At 69.0% G+C, this 18,004-nt stretch carries 17 protein-coding genes and 1 pseudogene; 10 read left to right on the top strand and 8 right to left on the bottom strand.

The window, feature by feature from the left end:
• Together AC3EF3_RS05315 and AC3EF3_RS05310 are read left to right on the top strand one after the other, a co-directional pair.
• The gene (locus AC3EF3_RS05315; protein ID WP_488531112.1) at positions 1–1,143 is read left to right on the top strand and encodes an acyltransferase family protein; all 1,143 of its coding nucleotides are present in this window, start codon (positions 1–3) and stop codon (positions 1,141–1,143) included.
• 56 nt (positions 1,144–1,199) lie between these two features.
• Positions 1,200–2,546, top strand: coding sequence for an MFS transporter (locus AC3EF3_RS05310; RefSeq protein WP_488531111.1), 1,347 nt, complete (start codon positions 1,200–1,202; stop codon positions 2,544–2,546).
• Here the strand turns inward: AC3EF3_RS05310 and AC3EF3_RS05305 are convergent.
• Positions 2,515–4,821: an NADP-dependent malic enzyme gene (locus tag AC3EF3_RS05305; RefSeq protein ID WP_488531110.1), complete on the bottom strand. Its 2,307-nt coding sequence runs from the start codon at positions 4,819–4,821 to the stop codon at positions 2,515–2,517. The genes AC3EF3_RS05310 and AC3EF3_RS05305 overlap by 32 nt on opposite strands.
• 152 nt (positions 4,822–4,973) lie before the next feature.
• Between AC3EF3_RS05305 and AC3EF3_RS05300 the strand changes: the two genes are divergently transcribed.
• The 6 genes from AC3EF3_RS05300 to AC3EF3_RS05275 are packed head-to-tail and all read left to right on the top strand — an operon-like array spanning position 4,974 to position 9,479.
• A complete protein-coding gene (locus tag AC3EF3_RS05300) occupies positions 4,974–5,399 on the top strand; it encodes a tripartite tricarboxylate transporter TctB family protein (RefSeq protein WP_488531109.1) in 426 nt (141 codons plus the stop codon).
• A gap of 4 nt (positions 5,400–5,403) precedes the next feature.
• Entirely contained in the window at positions 5,404–6,930 is a 1,527-nt protein-coding gene (locus tag AC3EF3_RS05295; protein WP_488531108.1) for a tripartite tricarboxylate transporter permease, read from the top strand.
• Positions 6,931–6,970: 40 nt separating this feature from the next.
• The gene (locus tag AC3EF3_RS05290; protein ID WP_488531107.1) at positions 6,971–7,780 is read left to right on the top strand and encodes a hypothetical protein; all 810 of its coding nucleotides are present in this window, start codon (positions 6,971–6,973) and stop codon (positions 7,778–7,780) included.
• On the top strand, positions 7,777–8,133 hold the full coding sequence (locus AC3EF3_RS05285; protein ID WP_488531106.1) for a hypothetical protein: 357 nt from the start codon (positions 7,777–7,779) through the stop codon (positions 8,131–8,133). The genes AC3EF3_RS05290 and AC3EF3_RS05285 overlap by 4 nt, the downstream gene beginning before the upstream one ends.
• 37 nt (positions 8,134–8,170) lie before the next feature.
• Positions 8,171–8,605, top strand: a complete 435-nt coding sequence (locus AC3EF3_RS05280; RefSeq protein ID WP_488531105.1) for a PaaI family thioesterase — start codon at positions 8,171–8,173, stop codon at positions 8,603–8,605.
• Positions 8,606–8,663: 58 nt separating this feature from the next.
• Positions 8,664–9,479 carry an outer envelope protein gene (locus AC3EF3_RS05275; protein ID WP_488531104.1) on the top strand — a complete coding sequence of 272 codons (816 nt, stop codon included), beginning with the start codon at positions 8,664–8,666 and terminating at the stop codon, positions 9,477–9,479.
• Here the strand turns inward: AC3EF3_RS05275 and AC3EF3_RS05270 are convergent.
• Positions 9,451–11,280: an ABC transporter ATP-binding protein gene (locus AC3EF3_RS05270; RefSeq protein ID WP_488531103.1), complete on the bottom strand. Its 1,830-nt coding sequence runs from the start codon at positions 11,278–11,280 to the stop codon at positions 9,451–9,453. The two genes, AC3EF3_RS05275 and AC3EF3_RS05270, sit on opposite strands and share 29 nt — an antisense overlap.
• 262 nt (positions 11,281–11,542) lie before the next feature.
• Between AC3EF3_RS05270 and AC3EF3_RS05265 the strand changes: the two genes are divergently transcribed.
• Positions 11,543–12,013, top strand: a complete 471-nt coding sequence (locus tag AC3EF3_RS05265) for a YciI family protein (protein ID WP_488531102.1) — start codon at positions 11,543–11,545, stop codon at positions 12,011–12,013.
• Positions 12,014–12,024: 11 nt separating this feature from the next.
• Here the strand turns inward: AC3EF3_RS05265 and AC3EF3_RS05260 are convergent.
• The 6 genes and pseudogenes from AC3EF3_RS05260 to AC3EF3_RS05235 all read right to left on the bottom strand — a co-directional run bounded on the left by AC3EF3_RS05260 (position 12,025) and on the right by AC3EF3_RS05235 (position 17,003).
• Positions 12,025–12,401: pseudogene (locus tag AC3EF3_RS05260) on the bottom strand (VOC family protein).
• 48 nt (positions 12,402–12,449) lie between these two features.
• On the bottom strand, positions 12,450–13,355 hold the full coding sequence (gene ppk2 / locus AC3EF3_RS05255) for a polyphosphate kinase 2 (protein WP_488531101.1): 906 nt from the start codon (positions 13,353–13,355) through the stop codon (positions 12,450–12,452).
• Positions 13,356–13,426: 71 nt separating this feature from the next.
• Positions 13,427–14,251: a PPK2 family polyphosphate kinase gene (locus tag AC3EF3_RS05250; RefSeq protein WP_488531100.1), complete on the bottom strand. Its 825-nt coding sequence runs from the start codon at positions 14,249–14,251 to the stop codon at positions 13,427–13,429.
• A gap of 17 nt (positions 14,252–14,268) precedes the next feature.
• The gene (locus AC3EF3_RS05245; protein WP_488531099.1) at positions 14,269–15,729 is read right to left on the bottom strand and encodes a CYTH and CHAD domain-containing protein; all 1,461 of its coding nucleotides are present in this window, start codon (positions 15,727–15,729) and stop codon (positions 14,269–14,271) included.
• A 3-nt stretch (positions 15,730–15,732) separates the two neighbouring features.
• Positions 15,733–16,242 carry a general secretion pathway protein GspB gene (locus AC3EF3_RS05240; RefSeq protein ID WP_488531098.1) on the bottom strand — a complete coding sequence of 170 codons (510 nt, stop codon included), beginning with the start codon at positions 16,240–16,242 and terminating at the stop codon, positions 15,733–15,735.
• Positions 16,243–16,244: 2 nt separating this feature from the next.
• Positions 16,245–17,003 carry a metallophosphoesterase family protein gene (locus AC3EF3_RS05235; protein WP_488531097.1) on the bottom strand — a complete coding sequence of 253 codons (759 nt, stop codon included), beginning with the start codon at positions 17,001–17,003 and terminating at the stop codon, positions 16,245–16,247.
• Positions 17,004–17,135: 132 nt separating this feature from the next.
• On the opposite strand from AC3EF3_RS05235, the gene AC3EF3_RS05230 reads away from it, so the two are divergent.
• Positions 17,136–17,993: a nucleotidyltransferase gene (locus AC3EF3_RS05230; RefSeq protein WP_488531096.1), complete on the top strand. Its 858-nt coding sequence runs from the start codon at positions 17,136–17,138 to the stop codon at positions 17,991–17,993.
• Positions 17,994–18,004: the final 11 nt, after the last annotated feature.

The raw sequence follows: 18,004 nt of genomic DNA, 5'->3' as shown, positions 1-18,004 counted from the left end.
TTGCAGTTCTTTCCCCTTGTCGATGCACTGAGGGCGTTCGCGGCCCTCACGGTGCTCATCTACCACCTGATCGCGCACTGGGACTGGTCGGCGTTCCCGCAGGCCGGCCCGCTCGCGTGGTTTCGCGGCGGCTGGATGGCCGTCGACCTCTTCTTCGTCATCTCGGGCTTCGTGATCGGGCTGTCGGCGTTCGCACGCATCGCCGCGGTGGGCGCCGCCTTCCGCGCCGGCTTCATGCGGGCGCGGCTGGCACGCATCGTGCCGCTGCACTACCTCACGCTCGTCGTGTATGTCGTGCTGGTCGAGCCGTCGCTGTGGGGCCAGGGCGACTTCTGGGCCGACCTCGGCGCGCACCTCGTTTTCATCCACAACGCGTTCTTCGCGTGGGCCGGCGCCATCAACGGGCCGAACTGGTCGCTCGGCACCGAGATGCAGTTCTATGTGCTGATGCTGGTCGCGGCCCCCTGGCTGCTCCGCGCGCGGCCATGGCACATCGGCCTGCTGGCCCTCGGCATCGCCTGGGCGTGGCGCTGGGCGGCGTTCGCGCTGACGCTGCCCGGCCCGCTCGACCGCGCGTATTTCGCGCAGACGCAGTTGCCCGGCATGCTCGACGAGTTCGCGATCGGCCTGTTGCTCGCGCGTTTCGTGCGCGCGCCGGCGGGCCGGCATTTCCTCGCGCGTGTCGCCGACGATGCGCGCGTCCGCTGGGGGCTCGTTGCGGTCACGGGGCTGGCCTGGTGGGCGTTGTTCACCCTTTATCTCGGGAACGACTACTGGGAAGTCCCCGCGATGGCGGTGTTCTTCCGCACCGGCCTCGCGGCGTGTGCCGGCGCCGTGCTGCTGCTGCTCTGTGCCTGGCCGATGACGAAGGCCAACGCGCTCGCGCGCATCGCGATCTACCTGGGCAAGATCTCTTACGGCATCTATCTCTGGCACCTGCCGGTGCTGTTCCTCCTCGGCCGGCACACGCAGCTCGAGCCGCTGGTCGCGCTGCTGGTCGCCGTGTCCGCGACCATCGGCCTGGCTGCGCTCACGTGGCACTGCTTCGAAGAGCCGCTGCTGCGGCGCTGGGGCAAGCCGCGCGCGCAGAAGCCCCAGGCGCCCGTGGCCGGTGCCGGCTGCGCTAGCATCGCCAGGCCCTGAACACCTCCGCCCCTTCCCTTTCCTCCGGCCTGCCCACGCCCCAGCGCTATTACGCGATGGCCACCATCGTGCTGGGCATCACGCTGGCCGTGCTCGATTCCAGCGTGGTGAACCTCGCCCTGCCGGGCATGGTGCGGGACTTGCAGTCCACCGCCTCCGGTGCGGTGTGGATCGTCAATGCGTACCAGCTCGCGACGCTGGTGCTGCTGCTGCCCCTCGCGACATTGGGCGACCGCCTCGGCTACAAGCGGATCTACCTGTCCGGCGTCGTCGTGTTCACCCTGGCCTCCGCGCTGGCGAGCAGTGCCGGGTCGCTGCCGATGCTCGCCGCTGCGCGGGCGCTGCAGGGCGTGGGCGCCGCCGGGATCATGTCGGTCAATTCGGCCCTCGTGCGCCTCACTTACCCCAGCGAGCTGCTCGGGCGAGGCATCGCGCTCAATTCGGTCGTCGTCGCGACATCGGCCGTCGCCGGCCCGGTGGTGGCAGCGGCCATCCTGTCCGTCGCGTCGTGGCCGTGGCTGTTCCTCGTGAACATCCCGATCGGCATCGTGCTGTTCTTCCTCGGCCGCCGTGTGCTGCCGGTCAACGAGCTGCGCCCGCTCAAGGGCGGCATCTCCGCGCTCGACGTGCTCCTCAATGCGGCGATGTTCGTGCTGCTGTTCCTGGGTGCGGACCTGCTCGGCTCGTCCGCGAAGGACCCGGCGACGGCCCCGGCCTCGATCATGATCGGCGCGGCGCTCCTGGCCGCCTGCCTCGCCGTCGGTGCCGTGCACATCACGCGCCAGCGCCGCCGGGAACACCCGCTGCTTCCGCTCGACCTGCTGCGCATCCCGGTGTTCCGGCTCTCGATGGCCACATCGGTGTGCGCGTTCGCCGCGCAGACGATCGCGTTCGTGACGCTGCCCTTCCTCTTCCTGGATGCCTGGCACCGCACGCCCGGCCAGGCCGGCGCGCTGATCTCCTGCTGGCCGATCGCGATCATCGTTGCAGCCCCGGTGGCGGGCCGCCTGATCGGCCGCTATCCCGACGGCCTGCTCGGCGGGATCGGCCTGGGCGTGCTCGCGAGCGGCCTCGCCCTGCTCGCCTGGGCCGCCGGCGGCGAGCCGGGCGCGGGCACGTGGTGGCGGCTCGCGCTGTGCGGCATCGGCTTCGGCCTGTTCCAGTCGCCGAACAACCACACCATCATCACCAGCGCGCCGCCGCACCGGGCGGGCGCTGCGAGCGGCATGCTCGGCACCGCGCGCCTCACCGGCCAGGCCTCGGGCGCCGCACTGCTCGCCACGGTGTTCGCGATCTCGAGCGCCCACGACGTGCGCGGCGCCCAGATCGCGCTCGGGCTCGCGGCCACGCTCGCCGCATCGGCGGCCGTGTTCAGCTCGAAGCGCGTGAAGTTCCAGGCCTAGCCGCCGCCACCAGCGCCGTCATGTTGACGATGCGCCGCACCGTCGCCGAGGGCGTGAGCACGTGCACGGGCGCCTTGGCGCCGAGCAGCATCGGGCCGATGGTCACGCCGTGGCCGCCCGTCATCTTCAGCACGTTGAAGAGGATGTTGGCGGCATCCAGCGTGGGGCAGATCAACAGGTTGGCTTCGCCGCCGAGCGTGGTCTCGGGCAGGCTGGCCTTGCGCACCGACTCGGACAGGGCCGCGTCACCCTGCAGTTCGCCGTCGCATTCGATGGTGGGCGCGAGTTCGCGGAACAGCTCGCGCGCGCGGCGCATCTTTGCCGCCGATCCGCGCGGGGACGAACCGAAATTGCTGTGCGAGAGGAACGCCACCTTCGGCGGGATGCCGAAGCGATGCACCTGCTCCGCCGCCATCGCCGCGATGCGCGCGAGCGTGGGCGCGTCGGGATCCTCATTGACGTAGGTGTCGGCGATGAACAGCGTGCGGTCCTGCAGCATCAGGCCGTTGAGCGCCGCGAAGGGCGCGCCGTCCTCGCCGCCGATCACGTCGCTCACGTGCTGCAGGTGGTGGTCGTAGCGGCCGACCAGCCCGCACAACGTGGCATCGGCGTCGCCCAGGTACACCGAGAGCACGCCGATCAGCGTGTTCGAGCGGCGCACCGCCGCCTTCGCTGCCTCGGGCGTGATGCCGTTGCGGCCCATCAGATGGTGATAGGTCTCCCAGTACTGGCGAAAGCGCGCGTCGCTTTCGGGGTTCACGACCTCCACGTCGCGACCGGGCCGGATGCGCAGGCCCGCCTTCGCGATTCGCGTCTCGATCACCGCGGGCCGGCCGATCAGGATCGGCCTGGCCAGGTTCTCGTCCACGGCCAGTTGCGCGGCGCGCAGCACCCGCTCGTCCTCGCCCTCGGCATACGCCACGCGCTTGGCCGTCGACGCCTTCGCCGCGACGAACACCGGCCGCATGATCATGCCGGTCTGGTAGACGAAGCGAACCAGGCTTTGCGTGTAGGCTTCGTAGTCGACGATCGGGCGCGTGGCGACGCCGGAGGCCTCCGCCGCGCGTGCGACCGCGGGCGCGATGCGCAGGATCAGCCGCGAATCGAAGGGCGTGGGAATGATGTAGTCGGGCCCGAAGGCCAGCTCCTTGCCGGCATAGGCGTTGGCCACCTCCTCGCTGATGTCGGCCTTGGCGAGCTGCGCGATCTCGCGCACGCAGGCGAGCTTCATCTCCTCCGTGATCTTCGTCGCGCCGCAGTCCAGCGCGCCGCGGAAGATGTACGGGAAGCACAGCACGTTGTTGACCTGGTTCGGGTAGTCCGAGCGGCCGGTGGCGATGATGCAGTCGGGCCGCGCGGCCTTCGCGAGCTCGGGGCGGATCTCCGGCTCGGGATTGGCCAGCGCCAGGATCACCGGTCTTTCGTCCATGGTCTTGACCATGTCCGGCGTCAGCACGCCGGCGGTGGAGCAGCCGAGGAACACGTCCGCGCCGTTGCACACGTCGGCGAGCGTGCGGCGCGAGGTGTCCTGCGCGTACTTCGCCTTCGACTCGTCGTAGCCGCCGGGTCGCCCCTGGTAGACCACGCCCTTGGAGTCGACCAGGAAGATGTTCCGGCGCTGCAGGCCCAGGCCCACCATCAGGTCCAGGCACGCGATGGCCGCCGCGCCCGCGCCGGAGGACACCAGCTTGACGTCCTCGATCTTCTTGCCCACCAGTTCCAGCGCGTTGAGCAGCGCGGCACCCGAGATGATCGCGGTGCCGTGCTGGTCGTCGTGGAACACCGGGATGGCCACGCGCTCGCGCACCTTGCGCTCGATGTAGAAGCACTCGGGCGCCTTGATGTCCTCGAGGTTGATGCCGCCCAGCGTCGGCTCCAGCGCGCAGATGATGTCCACCAGCTTGTCGGGGTCGCGTTCGGCCAGCTCGATGTCGAACACGTCGATGCCCGCGAACTTCTTGAACAGGCAGCCCTTGCCCTCCATCACCGGCTTGCCCGCGAGCGGCCCGATGTCGCCCAGGCCCAGCACGGCTGTCCCGTTGGTGACAACGCCCACCAGGTTGGCGCGCGAGGTGAATTCGGCGGCGAGCGACGGGTCGGCCTGGATGTCCAGGCAGGGGTAGGCCACGCCGGGCGAATACGCCAGCGACAGGTCGCGCTGGTTCGACAGGGCCTTGGTGGGCGTCACCGAGATCTTGCCCCGGGACGGCGCCCGGTGGTATTCACGGGCGGCGTCGCGCAAGGCCAGTTCGGCGGTGGAGGTCGGCTCTTTCATGTCTCCGCTTCCTTTCCTGCAGGGCCATGCTGCTCCGATCCGGCGCCCAAATCAACAGGGCCCGGCGGGGGGCGCCATACGTGGTTTCTCGCATCGCCTTCCGCGATTCCCCGGGTACCTTATCGCTAACAAATTCCAGGCAACTCCATCCCATGATCGACAAAAACCTGGCCCGGGGCGTGTTCCTCGTGGCGCTCGCGCTGCTCTTCGGGGTCACCGCGGCAATCAACTACCCGGTCGGCGATTTCGCCCGCGCCGGCCCCGGCTTGTTCCCCATCCTGATCAGCAGCCTGCTGCTGCTGGTGGGTATCGCCACCGTCGTGCGGTCCCGCTTCACGGACAAGGCGCCGCTCACGTTCAACTACAGGAACATCGGCCTGATCCTGGGCAGCCTGTGCGCCTTCGCCTTCGTGTCGGAGTTCGTGAACATGACGGTCGGCATCATCGCCATGGTGTTCATCGCCACGGCGGCGGGCAGCAACTACTCGCTCGTGCGCAACGTCAAGATCGCCGTCGGCCTGGTGATCGTGGCCTTCATCTTCGCCAAGTTCCTTGGCATGAACCTGCCCCTGTACTGAAGCCATGGAAATCCTGCACAACCTCGCGTTCGGCTTCAGCCATGCGCTGACCATCCACAACCTGATGTACTGCGCCATCGGCTGCGTGGTGGGCACGCTGGTCGGCCTGCTGCCCGGCCTGGGGCCGCTGGCGACGATCTCGATCCTGCTGCCGCTGACGTACTCGATCCCCACCGGCGGCGCGCTGATCATGCTGGCCGGCATCTACTACGGCGCCCAGTACGGCGACAGCGTGTCGGCGATCACGATGAAGATCCCGCACGCCAGCTCGATCGTGGCCTGCATCGACGGCTACCAGATGACGCTCAAGGGCAAGACGGGCCTGGCCCTCTTCACCGCGGGCATCTCCAGCTTCATCGGCGGCACGGTGGCGATCGTCGTGCTCGCGACGCTCGCGCCCTCGCTCGGCGAAGTGGCCTTCCTGTTCGGCCCGGCGGACTACTGCGCGCTGATGCTGGTGGGCTTCGTCTGCGTGAGCTTCGTGACCACCGGCTCGCTGCTCAACGGCCTGGCGATGTGCTTCATCGGCGTGCTGCTGGGCCAGATCGGCACCGACGTGAACAGCGGCATGCAGCGCTACACGATGGACATGCCCTTCCTCGCGGACGGCGTGAGCATCGTGGCCATCGCGCTGGGCTGCTTCGGCATCGCCGAGATCACGAAGAACCTGGACAACAAGGAAGAGCGTTCGCCCTTCAACGGCAAGATCCACCTCATGCCGACCTGGCCCGAGTTCAAGCGCATCATCCCGAGCGCGCTGCGCGGCAGCCTGATCGGCTCCTTCCTGGGCATCCTGCCCGGCGGCGGCCCGACCATCGCCCAGTTCGCGGCCTACGCGATCGACAAGAAGGTCTCGAAGTACCGGGACGAGATCGGCCATGGCTCGATCGAAGGCGTGGCCGGCCAGGCCGCGGCCGACGAATCCGCGGCCCGCACCAGCTTCATCCCGCTGATGTCGATCGGCATCCCCGAGAACGCCGTGATGGCGCTGATGATGGCCGCGTTCATCATCAAGGGCATCCAGCCCGGCCCGAACATGATCGCCGGCCACCCGGACCTGTTCTGGGGCCTGGTCGCCTCCATGTGGATCGGCAACGTGTTCCTGGTCGTGCTGAACGTGCCGCTGGTGCGCTACTGGCTGTCGGTGTTCAAGATCCCGTACAACGTGCTGTTCCCGTCGATCCTGTTCTTCTGCTGCATCGGCACCTACAGCGTCAACAACAACATCAACGACGTCTTCATCACCGCCACCTTCGGCCTGCTGGGCTACGCGATGATGCGGCTGGACCTGGACGCCGCGCCGCTGATGCTGGGCTTCATCCTGGGCCCGATGCTGGAGGAGAACTTCCGCCGTGCCCTGCTGCTCAGCCGTGGCGAGTTCGGCACCTTCGTCACCCGCCCCATCAGCGGCTCGCTGATCGGCCTGATCGTCGTGTTCATGACCTGGCAGGTCGTCGCCTTCTTCTGGCAGAAGCGCAAGCACAAGGCCTCGGCCCTGGCCTCCGCCGGCATCGCCCTGCAGCACGACTGAACCCGTCGCGCGCCGCCCGGTCGAACCGGGCATGCGTGCGATGCGATGCACCTCCCTCCTCCTGGCCGGCGCGCTCTCGGGCGCGCCGGCCTTTTCACAAGCGCCCGCCAAGCCGCCGAAGACCTCGCTCGGCTCGGTGACCGTGACGGCCCTGGCCAACCCGGTCGAGAAGTCGTACCGCCGCATGGTCGAAGGCATGGACCTCTTCGAGAAGGAGCTCGCCCATGCACCCAACGCCCAGCTGCGCTACAAGCTGCTGCCGCGCAAGCGGGGCACGAACATGGATGACATCCAGCTCGAGGTGATCGGCAACACCTTCTCATACCGCGTGCCGATCGCGCCCGACCGTACCTTCACGCTGGCGCGCGACCGCAAAGCCTGGGACGAGAACGCGGTGGTCTCGCCCAACCGGCGCAAGCTGAGCATGACCTGGCGCACCGAGATCCGCACGCCGGGCCTGCCACCGGACACCCGCCGCCTGGGCGACCTGCGGCTCGAATGCATGGTCGGCATCCGGGCGGGGCTGATCTCGAACACGAGCCCCTTGATGGAGAAGCTCTCGAGCATCCTCACCGACCCGTACCGCTACTGCGGCCAGAAGGATGCGCACTACCTGTTCTTCGCCGAGCGGCCGGTCTTCAGCGTCACGCTCGCGGACGGCGCGCGGCGCGAGGTGCTGCCCATCGATTCGCTCTACGCCAGTGCGAGCGACGACCCCGGCCTGCCGCAGGACCTGCCCTACTGCGACTGCGAGGTGCTGCTGGACCGCACCTATTTCCTGCCGCTGGGCGATGCCAGCTGGCCTGACGACACGCTCGTGGAGTTCGAGTACATGGAGGACAAGCCATGAGGCTTGCGCTCGTGCTGGCCGCGAGCCTGGCGGTCGCCGGCTGCGCCACGCCCGGACGGCTCGAAGAGAACGGGCCCGGCATCGTGCGCGCGCCGCCGCAGGTGGCGTATGCGGCGGCGCAGGCCGCGCGCGAGAAGGTGCACGCCGGCGACACGCGCGACCAGGTCGCGGCCGCGCTCGGCCCGTCGAACATCCTCGAATTCGAAAGCGGCTGGCAGGTGTGGGTCTATCGCTGGCCCGGCGCGGACGACTCGACCCGCGCGGCCACCGAGCTCGTGATCCTGTTCGAGCCCGGCGGCACCGTGCGCAAGGCCCGCGTGCGTCCCGGACAGGACAGCGCGTCGCGTCCATGACTGCGGCGGCATGCGCCGTCGCGCCACGATGCGGCACATGGAACCGCACTCCAACGCCCCCGACGCCGACCACCTCGCCCGCCTGCGCGCGATCAACGAAACCGCCGCCTTCAACCGCTGGTGCGGCATCGAAGTGCTCGCGGCCGGCCCCGGCACGGCGACGATCGCCGTCGCGTGGCGCGAGGAATTCGGGCAGTACGCCGGCTTCCTGCATGCGGCATTGATCGGCGGCCTGATCGACACGGCCTGCGGCTATGCGGCGTCCACGCTCGCCGGGCGCGTCCTCGCGTCGCACATCGCCGTGAACTGCCTGCGCCCCGCGGTGGGCCAGCGCTTCGTGGCACGCGCGACGGTCGTCAAGCCCGGGCGTTCGCAGGTGTTCACGCGGTGCGACCTGTATGCGGAAAAAGACAGGGTCGAGGTGCTTGTCGCAACCGGCGACACCCTGCTCGTGCCCATCGCTTCTTCCTGATGAGTGGCACCCAACTTGCATTACCATGGTTGGGCATAACAACCACGGAAGAAACGACATGAAGATCCTCACCTGGAGCGTGGTCGGGGTCGCAGCCCTGGCTGCCACCGCCGCGAACGCCGCCGACTGGAGCGACACCTCGATCGGCTACCGCTACGGCACCAAGTTCGGCGAGCCTTTCGGCAGCAACGAGATCCACAAGAACATCATCAACCTCACCCACGTGAGCGGGTTCAAGTACGGCACGAACTTCTTCAACGCCGACCTGCTGCAGTCCGACAACAAGGACGCCGAAGCCCAGGAGGCGTACATCGTCTACCGCCTGACGCTCGACATGGAGAAGATGACGGGCACCAAGTTCGCCTGGGGTCCCGTGCGCGGCCTGGGGATCACCGGCGGCTTCGACTGGAACACCAAGAACGATCCCGGCTACGCCTCGAAGAAGCGCATGCTGGTGCTCGGCCCCACGCTGTCCATGGACGTGCCGGGCTTCCTGAACCTCGGCGTGTACCTGCTCGAGGAGAGCAACAAGCCGGTCGGCGTCGCGTCACGCTACACGTACAAGACGCACGCGATGCTGGGCGCCTCCTGGGGCATCCCGCTCGGCAGCACCGGCTTCGCCTTCGAGGGCTACGCCAACTGGATCGCACCCAAGGGCCACAACGAATTCGGCGGGCCGACGGCCACGGAGTTCAACTTCGACGGCCAGGTCATGTACGACGTCGGCACCCTGATGGGCATGAAGAAGAACACGCTGCGCGCGGGCCTGGAGTACCAGTACTGGCGCAACAAGTTCGGCAACCCGTACAAGGGCCCGGCCGGCTCCGGCGCCTTCGCGAAGACGCCTATGGTGCGCGTCGAGTACCACTTCTGACGCAGCGCGCACCGCGCCTGTGCCTGGCCGGGCGCGGTTCGATCACTCCGCGCGCATGCCGCGCATAGAGCTGCGCGTAGTAGCCCCCCTGCGCCAGCAGCTCGGCATGCGTGCCGACCGCATCGACATAGCCGGAGCGCAGCACCACGATGCGGTCCGCGTCGACCACCGTCGACAGCCGGTGCGCGATGACCAGCGTCGTGCGACCCCGGGTCAGGCGCTTCAACGCCGACTGCACCAGCGCCTCGCTTTCGTTGTCGAGCGCGCTCGTCGCCTCGTCGAGGATCAGGACCGGCGGGTTCTTCAGCAAGGCCCGCGCGATCGCGATCCGCTGCTTCTGCCCGCCTGAGAGCCCCGCGCCGCGCTCGCCCACCACGGTGTCGTAGCCCTGGGGGAGCCGCTCGATGAACTCGTGCGCATTGGCCGCGCGCGCCGCCGCCTCGGCCTGCTCGCGCGTGGCGCCCGGCGTGCCGTAAGTGACGTTGGCGAGGACGGTGTCGTTGAACAGGTGCACGTCCTGCATCACGGTGCCCACCTGCCGGCGCAGCGACTGCTGCGTGCACGCGCGCACGTCGATGCCGTCGATCACCACCCGCCCTGCGGTCGGTGCGTGCAGGCGTTCGAGCAGCGACACCAGCGTCGTCTTGCCGCAGCCGCTGGGTCCGACGAGGGCCACTGTCTCGCCCGGCGCGACCGCCAGCGAGATATCGCGCAGCACCGGACGGCCGTCGTCATACGCGAACGAGACGTGCTCGAAGCTCACGGCGCCGCGCGTCACCACGAGGTCGCGCGCATCCGGGTAGTCGGCCAGGGGATCGGGCGCGTCCAGGATCTCGCACACGCTCTCCATCGAGACGCCGGCGCGCCGCACCGTGGCGTACACATTGGTCAGGCCCTGGATCGGTCCGAACAGGCCGCCGACGTACTGCAACGCGGCCACCAGCGTGCCCACCGTCCCCTGCCCGCGCAGCACCAGCCAGGCACCGAGCCCGGCCACGCACAGGCGCGCGCCCGCCGCCGACAGGCCCTGCCACGCAATCGTCCGTGCGTCGCGCCGTGCGCCGCGCGTCACGCGCGCATTGCCCTCGGCGACCGCGTTGAGGAAGCGCTTCTCCTCCGCGCGCTCCATGGCGAAGCCCTTGACCGTGCGCAACCCGGCCAGCACCTCGGTCCAGCGGCCGAAAGTCGCCGTCCAGTGCGCGAGCAGCGCGCGGTCGCGGCGCGTCTGCTCCGGCGCCGCACGCATGCCGATCAGCGCCGGCAGCGGCGCGAACACGCAGACCGCGATGGCCAGCCGCCAGTCGAGCTCCAGCAGCGCGGCGAGCGCGAGCCCGAGGTATGCGATGGCCGGCAGCACCTTGAACGCCAGCTCGCCGATCGCCGTGACGAAACCGTTGATGGAGGAATTGACCCGGTTGATCGTGCCGCCGACCGTGTGGCGCTGGTGGTAGCTGAGGGGCAGCAGGTGCAGGCGCTGCGTCACGCGCTGGCGCAGCGAAAAATCGAGGGCCAGCCGCACGCGCCAGGAATGCGCTTCCAGCAGCCGCGACAGCCACACCTGCAGCAGCTCCGCCAGCGCGACGAGCGCCAGCGCCAGCAGCACGGTCTGGCCGGCCGTGGCGCCGGTGGTGGCCAGGCGCCCGAGCGTGTCCACCAGGTGCATCACGGCCAGCGGCGCGGCAGCCGACGCGGCGGCGAGCACCAGCGCGAGCAGCAGCACGAACGCAATGCGCCGGCCGAACCCGCGCAGCCACGGCAGGGCGCGCCCCAGCATGGAGAACAGGTCGTGCGATGCGGTCAACGACGATTCGGGCACGGTCGAACACGCCCTGTGGCCAGGGCAGGCGGTGGTTAATGCGAAATCGGTAATGGCGCCGCCGCCCCTGCTGCTGCCTGGAGTGCGGCTTACGTATCGGTCGGCTCGCCGTGCATCCGCAAACGCCGGTCGAGTCCCCTCGGTTGGAACTTTAACGCAGCCACCGCTGAGCTGGATGACAAGGGGAAATGTGACGGCCGGGCCGTCCCGCATACCATTGGGGCGCCTTGGAGAGAGGAGATCAGCGATGACCAGGATTCATGCGATCGTTGCCCCCGCCTGCCTCGCGATGATGTGCGCAACGACCGTGCCGCCGGTGCGCGCCGCGGAGCCGGCGTTCGACCCCGAACTCGCCCGATCGGTCGGCGCCGACGAACGCGGCATGAGGCCCTACGTGCTGGTGGTGCTGAAGACCGGCCCGACCCGGGTGCCGGCCGGCGCGGAGCGGGACGAGATGTTCAAGGGGCACTTCGCCAACATGGAACGGCTCGCCGGCCAAGGCAAGCTGGTGACGGCCGGGCCGCTGGACGGCGTGGATGGCTGGCGCGGCCTGTTCGTGTTCGCCGTGTCCGAGATCGAGGAGGCCAGGCGGCTGGTCGCGACCGACCCGGTGGTCATGAAAGGCGAGATGGTCGCCGAGTACCACCAGTTCTACGGCTCGGCGGCACTGATGCTGCTGAACGACCTGCACAAGAGGGTGTCGCCCAAGCGGCCTTGAGGCGCCAGCGGTCAGGCTTGAGGTTCGCTGCGTACCGCTTCGATGTTGTGTCCGTCCGGGCCGATGACGAAAGCGGCGTAGTAGTTCGCGTGGTAGTGCGGGCGCAGGCCCGGCGCACCATTGTCCAGGCCACCGCCTCCAGGGCCGCGCGATGGAAAGCGTCGACCTGCCGGCGGTTCTCGGCCACGAACGCGAGGTGAAGATGCGCCGGCTTCTCCTCGGTCTGGAAAAGGCACAAGGAAGACTTGCCCTTAGGCGCACTCAACTCGATACCGTACGTCGGCGACCCCTCGCCGACAACCACGACGCCGAGCGGCGCGAGCGCCTTGAGGAAGAACGCCTTGCTCGCCGCGTAGTCGCTGACGCCGAATTTGACGTGATCAAACACGAGTGTTCCTGAAGTGTGTGGGCCTGCACGGCGCCCGACGTGGCGCCCTCAGTATTTGTCCGGCACCAGCATCGACTTCGGCGTGGGCCTTCTGGAATAGTCCTTGTGGCGCACGCGCTCGGGCAGCTGGATGTCCACGTGCGCGATCTCCTCGTAGGGCACGAGCGACAGGAGATGGTCGATGCAATTGAGGCGCGCGGCCTTCTTGTCGTCGCCCTGCACCACCCACCAGCGCGCCTCGGGGATGTTGCTTCGCTCGATCATGGTCTCCTTGGCCTTCGTGTAATCTTCCCAGCGCCGGCGTGACTCGAGGTCCATCGGGCTCAGCTTCCACTGCTTCAGCGGATCATTGATGCGCGCGACGAAGCGCAGGTGCTGCTCCTCGTCGGAGATCGAGAACCAGTACTTCACCACCTGGACGCCCGAGCGCACCAGCATGCGCTCGAATTCAGGCACCGACCGGAAGAACTCCTCGTACTGTTCGTCCGTGCAGAAACCCATCACGTGCTCGACGCCGGCGCGGTTGTACCAGCTGCGGTCGAACAGCACGATCTCGCCGGCCGCGGGGAGGTGCTGCACATAACGCTGGAAGTACCACTCCGTGCGCTCGCGGTCGTTGGGTGCGGGCAGTGCGGCGACGCGGCACACGCGCGGGTTCAGGCGCTGCGTGATGCGCTTGATCACGCCGCCCTTGCCCGCCGCGTCGCGCCCTTCGAAAAGCACGACCAGCTTGTAGCCGGTGGCCACCACCCAGTCCTGCAGCTTCACGAGCTCGCCCTGCAGGCGCAGCAGGTTGCGGAAGTACAGGTGCCGCTCGCGCTTTTCCCGATCGGAAAGCGGGATCTCCCTGCCCTCTCCGTCGAAGGGGCGGTCTTCCAGTTCGAGCTCGAGTTCCTCGTCCCAGGAGTCCAGGGTTTCCAGCTGGGTGCGCCGGGTGAATTCTTCGCTGTTCATCGCAGCCTCCAGTCGCTAGCTTACGCCAACGGGCCGCGGATTTTGTGACACGGCCAAACGGCGGCAAGGAGTCAACTCACCTTCATGGTGGCCAGCGCCGGATCCTCATCCGGATACCGCAGCGGCAGGCCGCGGAAGCACTCGCGCAGGGCCAGCGCGATCATCAGGTTGCGGTGCGTCTTGGAGTCGGCCGGCACCACCACCCAGGGCGCCCACGGCGTGGACGTCGCGCCCAGGAAGCGTGCATAGGCGCGCTGGTAGTCGTCCCAGTGCTGGCGCACGTCGAGGTCGCCGCGCTGAAACTTGTAGCGCTTGGTCGGGTCGTCCAGACGGTCCTGCAGGCGCTTGCGCTGTTCATCCTTGGAGATGTGGAGCATGAACTTCACGACCAGCGTCCCCGTTTCGGCCAGCAGCCGCTCGAAATCGTTGATCTGCGCGTAGCGCCGCCTGGTCTCCGACTCGTCGATGTTGCCGTTCACCACCGGCACCAGCACGTCCTCGTAGTGGCTGCGGTTGAACACGACGACCTCGCCCGCGCCCGGCACCTCCTTGTGGATGCGCCACAGGTAATCGTGGTCGCGCTCGGCCTCGTTCGGCGCGCGCCAGGCCACCGTTCGCACACCCAGCGGGCTCATGCGGCCGAACACCGTGCGCAGCGTGCCGTCCTTGCCGCTGGTGTCCAGGCCCTGCAGCACCACCAGCATCTTGAAGCGCCGGTCGGCGAAGAACTTGTTCTGCAGCTCGTCGAGTTCCTGCGCGAGGTCGTCCACGCGCTTGCGGTCGCGCGCCTTGTCGCCGCCGGAAAACGGCTTGGCGCCAGGGTCGATCGCCTCGAGCGAGAAGGCTTCGTCGGCCGTCGTGAACCGGAAGCGCGCCCAGGGGTCTTTGGTGGCCATGCGGCAGTTTAGGGGGATCAGCGCCAGAACGGTTCGACCTTGGCCAGCTTGCGCAGCTGCCGGCCGCATTCGCGTGCGGCGCGTTCGCGGTCGGCCGTGAGCCAGCCCACCGCGAACCAGGCCCGCGGGTCCCCGGCGGCCCGCTCGCGGTAATGCGTCAGGGCCGTCATGCCGTCGATGTAGTCGCCGAGCGCGTCCTGCACCTTCTTCAGCTTCGCGAGATAGGCTTTCAGGGCCTTGGCGTCGTGCAGCGGCGCGCTGAATTCGGCCAGGTAGCGCAGGCGCTTGAGGCGCTTGCGCACGCGGTGCTGGCGCGCCGTCTCGATGCGCTCGTACAGCACGCCGTCGCGCAGCACCTGCTCGTGCAGTCTGGAAAGGCGCGCGCGGATTTCCGCCTTGGCGCCCCGCGCAGGGCCGTCGTCGGTCCGCAGCTCGCAGGCCCGCGCCAGCAGGTCCAGCACGGCCTGCTGGAACGCGGGCGCGCGCACGATGCGTTCCGGGGCCGGCGCGCCGGACGCGCGTTCGTGGGGCAGCGGCCCGCCCGCATCGCGCAGCCTGGGCTCGATGGCGCGCAGCACATGCGAGACGTCGCGATGTTGGCCCAGACCGCGGAATGCCTGGACCAGCGCCTGCTCCTGCGCGGCGACGTCTTCGCGCACCAGTTCGCGCAACGCGGTGCGGGCGCGGCGTATGCCGACGCGCAACTCGTGGATGTGGTCGTCCTGCGCGCTGCCGCTGGCGAGCTCGCTCGCATTGCGGATCACTTGATCGAGCGAAGCGGTCAGCGCCTCGCCTGCGATGCGACGAAGCGACGCGCGCGGATCGAAATCGGCGTCGGCAGCACCGGCCGCCGGGCCGAAATGCTGCGCGGCCGACGCCAGTTGCGCGCCCTTCTGGGCTTTGCTGATCGTGCTCAGCCAGAGCCCATGTTGCGTGCACCACTGGCGCGCCAGCTCGATCGCAGCACGCGGCTCGCCTTCCTTCAGTTCGAATTCGATCTCGCACAGCGCGAGCTTGCGCTGCCCCGACAGGATGTGCCCGCGGTCGAAGGCGATCTCGATGCGCGACGCGCCTTGGGCGACGGTCGCTTTCGTGCGTTCGACGTCGGTCTCGAAGAGCGGCTCCCACGCGCTGTCGTCGAAGCCCTGGCCCAGCACGCGCATCAGGCGCTGGCCCGCCGCAGCGTCGGCGTGCCTGGCCGCCACCGGATGCGGTACCGCGCGCGACCGGCCGAGTGCGACCTCGTGCTCCAGCCGCTCGAGCGAGCGGCCGCTGTCGCCCTTGAGCGTCTGCACCCAGCGGCCGCTCTCCGAGCGCAGGCGCAGCACCAGGCCTTCGCGCTGCAGCAGGCGCCCGGGCGTGTCGTAGTAGATCGCGCGCAGCTTTTCGGTCCTGGGATGCAGCCGCGCGAGCGCGGCCCGCACGGCTTTCGCGCGAACGGGCGGGATTTCGAGCTTCAGCTCGAACTCGGTACTCATCAATCAGTAGAGCACGTGGAAGCGCGAACCGCGGAAGGCCAGGATGACGCCCTCCGGCCGGATCTCCTGGACCACCACGCCGGAGCCGACGTCCTGCCCTTCGTGCACGACGTTGCCGTTGACGATCGCCATGCGCAGGTCGCGCCGCTCGGAATAGGTGCCGCCATTCACGACGAGCTTGGGCGCATCGGGCGGCAGGCCCTTCACCGGCGGCGTCGGCGGTGCGGGTGGCGCCGGCGCGCGCGCCACGGGCGCCGGCGCCGGATTGGGCGGCACCTGCTGAATTTGCGCGTACGGCGGCGTGACCTGCGGCTGGGGCGCAACTGCGGGCGCCGGCATCGCCACGGGGGCGGGCCCGGCGGCGGGCGGCGGCACCGCGGCTGCGGCCGAAGCGGGCGCCACGGCAGGGGTCGATGCAGGCGCCGAAGCCGGCGTCGCAGGCATCGCAGGCTGCGCCCACGCGGCAGAACCGGCGGCCGCCGCGGCAAGGGACAAGGCGAATCGGGTCATCATGGTCATGCCTCCGCAGGTTCGCGCGGCAGCTCGAATATCCGGAACGGCGGCTGGCCCGGGCGCGTGCGCTGCAACAGCGGCTTGGCCACGTTGAAGACCGGAACGCCGCCGATGGTGCGGGCTTCCATCGTGCCGCGATGCGCGTGACCGTGGAAGACCGCATCGACCGGGTAGCGGTTCAACGGCTCTTCCAGGCGGCTGCTGCCGAGGAAGGGAAAGATGTCGACGGGCTCGCCTTCGACGGTGCCGACGATCGGGGAGTAATGCAGGATCGCGAGCCGCCGGCGCGTGCGCAGCTTGGCCAGTGCCGACTCGAGCTTGAGCGCCTCGTTGAGCGCCTCCTGCACGAAGACCTTGATCGCCGGCTCGCCCCAGGCGCCCAGCGACCCGCGCCCGAAGCCCCCGGCGAAGCCCTTCACGCCCGCGATGCCGACGCCGTGGATCTCGCACGCTTCGCCGTCGAGGACCCGCGCGCCCGCGCGCACCAGGTGCTCGCGCACGATGTCGGGGATGCCCGACTCGTAATCGTGATTGCCCAGCACCGCGATGATCGGCACGGCGACCACGCTCAGCTCTTCCGCGAGCACCTTCGCCTCGTCGGCAGTGCCGTAGTCGGTGAGGTCGCCGCACAGGAGCAGCGCGTCCGCCGCTTCGGAGGCCTGCGCGAAGAAATCGCGCAGCTGCCCTGCGGAATCCTTCTTCACGTGGAGGTCGCCGACGGCGGCGAATCGGATCGCGGTTTCGGATTTGTTGTGGGTCATGAGCTTCGTCGGGCCTGAGCTCCAGCCGGATGATGCCCCGCGCGAGGCCGGTTGGGCTGTAGGCGCGCGCCGACGCCGCATGAGGCTTCCCACCGTGTTGCGTCCTGCAGGGGCGAAGTTACTGTGGGAGCGATGCGCCGACCACCCCTCGCCCCTTCGCTCGAGGTCGAAGTCGCCCCCGACACGGCCGCCTTCTATCGACGAGCCCTCCAGTTGCTCGTCGACCAAAGAGTGCCGTTCCTCGTGGGCGGCGCCTTCGCGCACGCCTGCTTCACCGGCATCCGGCGCGCGACCAAGGACCTGGACCTGTTCATCCGCCGCGCCGATTACGAGCGCGTGGCGCAGCTGGCCCGCGCACAGGGCTGGCACGCCGAACTCGCGTTCCCGCACTGGCTCGCGAAGGTGTATGCGGGCGACGAGTTCATCGACCTCATCTTCAATTCGGGCAACGGCGTGACGCCGGTGGACGACCGGTGGTTCCGCAACAACCGCAAGGCCGACGTGCTCGGCGTGCCCGTGCGCCTGGCCAACATCGAGGACAGCCTGCTCTCGAAGGCCTTCATCATGGAGCGCGAGCGCTTCGACGGCGCCGACATCGCCCACCTCATCCTCGCCAACGCCGAACGGCTGGACTGGCACGCGTTGCTGGATCGCACCGGGGCCCACTGGCGCGTGCTGCTCGCGCACCTCACCCTGTTCGGCTACATCTACCCGGGCGAGCGCCATCGCGTGCCGCAGTGGCTGATGGAGACGCTGGTCGGCCGGCTCGCGGCCGAAACGCGCCAGCCCCCGAGCGAAGACCCGCACGTGTGCGCCGGCACGCTGCTCTCGCGCGAGCAGTACCTGCACGACGTCGAGCAGCTTGGCTACGTCGACGGGCGCCTCACGCCTGCCAGCACGATGACACCGCAGGACGTGGTGGTGTGGACGGAAGCGATTCCGGGCCGGCAGGAAGAACCCCCGCCGCAGGAGCAATCGGGCACACGGTAGACTTCGACGGT

This window comes from Ramlibacter sp. GS1-15 (assembly GCF_057785015.1).
This window is presented reverse-complemented; position numbering and strand designations above follow the sequence as displayed.

Excerpts from the sequence above, each read along its gene's own strand:
- AC3EF3_RS05290 (WP_488531107.1), top strand. The coding sequence starts at position 6,971 with ATGCGATGCACCTCCCTCCTCCTGGCCGGCGCGCTCTCGGGCGCGCCG.
- ppk2 (WP_488531101.1), bottom strand. The coding sequence starts at position 13,355 with ATGAACAGCGAAGAATTCACCCGGCGCACCCAGCTGGAAACCCTGGAC.
- AC3EF3_RS05295 (WP_488531108.1), top strand. The coding sequence starts at position 5,404 with ATGGAAATCCTGCACAACCTCGCGTTCGGCTTCAGCCATGCGCTGACC.
- AC3EF3_RS05275 (WP_488531104.1), top strand. The coding sequence starts at position 8,664 with ATGAAGATCCTCACCTGGAGCGTGGTCGGGGTCGCAGCCCTGGCTGCC.
- AC3EF3_RS05240 (WP_488531098.1), bottom strand. The coding sequence starts at position 16,242 with ATGATGACCCGATTCGCCTTGTCCCTTGCCGCGGCGGCCGCCGGTTCT.
- AC3EF3_RS05285 (WP_488531106.1), top strand. The coding sequence starts at position 7,777 with ATGAGGCTTGCGCTCGTGCTGGCCGCGAGCCTGGCGGTCGCCGGCTGC.
- AC3EF3_RS05265 (WP_488531102.1), top strand. The coding sequence starts at position 11,543 with ATGACCAGGATTCATGCGATCGTTGCCCCCGCCTGCCTCGCGATGATG.
- AC3EF3_RS05250 (WP_488531100.1), bottom strand. The coding sequence starts at position 14,251 with ATGGCCACCAAAGACCCCTGGGCGCGCTTCCGGTTCACGACGGCCGAC.
- AC3EF3_RS05310 (WP_488531111.1), top strand. The coding sequence starts at position 1,200 with ATGGCCACCATCGTGCTGGGCATCACGCTGGCCGTGCTCGATTCCAGC.
- AC3EF3_RS05235 (WP_488531097.1), bottom strand. The coding sequence starts at position 17,003 with ATGACCCACAACAAATCCGAAACCGCGATCCGATTCGCCGCCGTCGGC.
- AC3EF3_RS05300 (WP_488531109.1), top strand. The coding sequence starts at position 4,974 with ATGATCGACAAAAACCTGGCCCGGGGCGTGTTCCTCGTGGCGCTCGCG.
- AC3EF3_RS05305 (WP_488531110.1), bottom strand. The coding sequence starts at position 4,821 with ATGAAAGAGCCGACCTCCACCGCCGAACTGGCCTTGCGCGACGCCGCC.
- AC3EF3_RS05245 (WP_488531099.1), bottom strand. The coding sequence starts at position 15,729 with ATGAGTACCGAGTTCGAGCTGAAGCTCGAAATCCCGCCCGTTCGCGCG.
- AC3EF3_RS05280 (WP_488531105.1), top strand. The coding sequence starts at position 8,171 with ATGGAACCGCACTCCAACGCCCCCGACGCCGACCACCTCGCCCGCCTG.
- AC3EF3_RS05230 (WP_488531096.1), top strand. The coding sequence starts at position 17,136 with ATGCGCCGACCACCCCTCGCCCCTTCGCTCGAGGTCGAAGTCGCCCCC.